The 1,388-nt window shown below is 68.8% G+C and carries 2 protein-coding genes; both read right to left on the bottom strand.

Annotated features, from left to right (window positions below; all coding sequences use genetic code 11):
* On the bottom strand, positions 1 to 787 hold a 787-nt coding region (locus tag ACFYXM_RS37115), incomplete at its 3' end, for an electron transfer flavoprotein subunit alpha/FixB family protein (RefSeq protein WP_389296267.1).
* 55 nt (positions 788 to 842) lie between these two features.
* On the bottom strand, positions 843 to 1,388 hold a 546-nt coding region (locus tag ACFYXM_RS37110), incomplete at its 5' end, for an electron transfer flavoprotein subunit beta/FixA family protein (RefSeq protein ID WP_389296265.1).

Raw genomic sequence — 1,388 nt, 5'->3', positions numbered from 1 at the left:
ACGCGATGTACAACTGCGGCGAGACCGACTTGCCCGTCTGCCCGACCTGCGCGGAATGCGGATACCAGCCCGCGTCCACCGCCGCACGCGACGCACCCACCGCCGCACCCAGACTGTCCGCGAGCGCCTCGATCAACGCGAAGTTCTCCGCACCGTTCACACCCCGCCCGCCCGACACCACGATCGCGGCCTCGGTCAGCTCCGGACGCCCCGTCGACTCACGCGCCTCACGCCCCGTCACCCGCGTCCCCGACGCCCCCTGCGAGAACGACACCTCCAACGCCACGACCTCACCCGCCGCCGCGACCGGCTCCACCGGCGCACTGTTCGGCTTGACCGTCACCACCGCACCACCCCGCACCACCCGCGACCGCGTGGTGAACGACGCCGCGAACACCGACTGCACCGCCACCACACCCCCCTCCCCGGCCTCCACATCCACCGCATCGGTCAGCAGACCCGAACCGGTCCGCAACGCCAGACGCGCCGCGACCTCCTTGCCCTCCGCCGACGACACCACCAGCACCGCCACCGGCGACACCGCCTCACAAGCCGCCCGCAGCGCATCCACCTTCGGCACGACCAGGAACTCCCCGTACTCCGGAGCCTCGTCCACCAGCACCCGCACCGCACCGTGCTCACCCAGCACACCCGCCGTCGCGCCGGCCCCCGCACCCAACGCCACCGCAACCGGCTCACCCACACGACGCGCCAGCGTCAGCAACTCCAGCGTGGGCTTGCGAACGACACCGTCCACATGATCGACAAAGACAAGAACTTCAGCCATGGAAATGATCTCCCGCCACGATGAATTGAGGAACAGCCACGCACAGCACGGGCCGTCAGATGAACTTCCGGCCCGCGAGGAACTCGGCAACCCGCCGGCCACCCTCACCCTCGTCCGTCACGACCGTGCCCACCGACCGCGCCGGACGCTCAGCCACGGAAACGACCTGCGTGAACGCACCACCCAGACCCACCTCCCCGGCCTCCACACCCAGATCATCCAGATCCCACGACTCCACCGGCTTCTTCTTCGCCGCCATGATCCCCTTGAACGACGGATACCGCGCCTCACCCGACTGATCCGTCACCGACACCACCGCCGGCAACGACGCCTCCAGCCACTCCGAGGCCACATCACCATCACGCCGCCCCCGCACCACACCACCCTCGACCGACACCTCCGACAACAACGTCACCTGCGGCACACCCAACCGCTCCGCCAGCAACGCCGGAACCACACCCCCACCACCATCCGTCGACGCCATACCACCAATCACCAGATCGAACCCGGCCTTCTCCACCGCCCTCGCCACCACCAACGACGTACCCATCACATCCGAACCATGCACAGACTCGTCCTCGACATGAACCGCCCGGTCCGC

Source organism: Streptomyces sp. NPDC002476 (genome assembly GCF_042889785.1).
Lineage (GTDB): Bacteria > Actinomycetota > Actinomycetes > Streptomycetales > Streptomycetaceae > Streptomyces.
Note: the sequence above shows the minus strand (reverse complement) of the source record. Positions and strands in the feature narration are given on the sequence as shown.